This window comes from Saccharospirillum impatiens DSM 12546, from assembly GCF_000423605.1.
Taxonomy (GTDB): domain Bacteria; phylum Pseudomonadota; class Gammaproteobacteria; order Pseudomonadales; family Natronospirillaceae; genus Saccharospirillum; species Saccharospirillum impatiens.
This window is the reverse complement of sequence record NZ_AUIH01000148.1, coordinates 1-1338: the sequence shown is the minus strand read 5'-3', so window position 1 is coordinate 1338 and position 1338 is coordinate 1. Positions and strand designations below refer to the sequence as shown.

General features: G+C 46.9%; 2 protein-coding genes. One reads left to right on the top strand and one right to left on the bottom strand.

Translation table 11 applies throughout. From position 1 onward, the window contains the following. Positions 1–286: 286 nt before the first annotated feature. A complete protein-coding gene (locus G565_RS0120960) occupies positions 287–658 on the top strand; it encodes a VOC family protein (protein ID WP_028672543.1) in 372 nt (123 codons plus the stop codon). 164 nt (positions 659–822) lie between these two features. Here the strand turns inward: G565_RS0120960 and G565_RS0120955 are convergent, their stop codons facing one another. Beyond that, positions 823–1200, bottom strand: coding sequence for a WG repeat-containing protein (locus tag G565_RS0120955; protein ID WP_028672542.1), 378 nt, complete (start codon positions 1198–1200; stop codon positions 823–825). Positions 1201–1338: the final 138 nt, after the last annotated feature.

Here is a 1338-nt window from a genome sequence, read left to right as displayed (position 1 = left end):
TCGTCCGGAGTTTGCATTGATGGATCCTGTTGAAGAAAACCACAGCCTGCGGGCTGATAGATTTAAACAACAGGTGGTGCGGTTGGACGCTTACCATGGCGACAACTTACTCGCCGATGTTTGCGCGGCATAGGGTACAGGAGATGTCATATTGTGAACCAGGAAGTACTCAACGCCTTTTTTTAGGCGCTGGCAGTTGTGTGATTTGTGGTGTGTACTGCCAGCGGTATTGGTAGCTATGCGTGTTAGCTGATGAGCTTCAATAAACTGTTACGGAGTGTATTTTATGGACATGGGCGCATTTTCAATCAGTTTGGCAGTCAAAGACATTCATGTTTCTTGTGCTTTCTACGAGAAGCTCGGGTTTACGCAGTTTGGTGGCGACATTGCACAAAACTGGTTGATCATGAAAAATGGTGACCACCTGGTCGGCTTGTTTCAGGGTATGTTTGATAAAAACATCCTCACGTTTAACCCGAAGTGGGACAACAGTGCCCAGACAGTTGCAGGCACGCCGGACGTGCGTGATATTCAACGTGACCTGAAGGCGAAGGGTGTTGCCTTGATCGAAGAGGCGGATGAGTCTACTAGCGGTCCGGCCTATATTACGCTGGAAGACCCGGACGGCAATCCCATTTTGATCGACCAGCATGTGTGACGTGGCGAACAGTGTTTGGTGCGCTATCCAATGTTGGCGTACGCCTGGCGGTGGAAAGCGTGATTGTCACTGCAGACGATTGGGTGCTACCAAGGCTCTTGAAGGGTAAAGTGGCTTAAAGCTCAGCCGTTAGGCAAGTTCAGGAAGCCACTGTTGGAGGCTCCCTAGATATCGACAATGCTCCACTGATTGTTTTTCCTAGCGTTAATTTGGGTTAACGACAAGTACTCCAATTCGTCATATTCTATAGGTAAGATCAGCTCACCTTCTTGTAAATCAAAAACGCCCCACCTATTGTTCAATTTAACAAGAGAAAAGGTGGATGTAATAATATCAATAGCTTGATACTCAATGGGCAATAATGTTTCGTTTTGATTGTTAACAACACCCCATTGCTGGCCCTGTTTAACCAGAATGGTACTATCATATTCAGGCCTTACATCGTCGTAAACCGGTTCTGAAATAATGGTTCGATTGTTGTCCAGTATGCCGAGTTTCCCAATGCTGTCCGGCTTGTCACCGTTTGGGTTACTGAAACCCAACTCAACATACTCGTTCCCCTCCAGGTCGGTGAAGTAATAGAACTTGTAACTATTCAGCGTCCAAACCAGTTTCTCGCAGCTTCACCTGAATAAACTCAGGCCACGTACCTGTAAACAAGCACTCTAAAGCCTCACCGA

Excerpts from the sequence above, each read along its gene's own strand:
- G565_RS0120960 (WP_028672543.1), top strand. The coding sequence starts at position 287 with ATGGACATGGGCGCATTTTCAATCAGTTTGGCAGTCAAAGACATTCAT.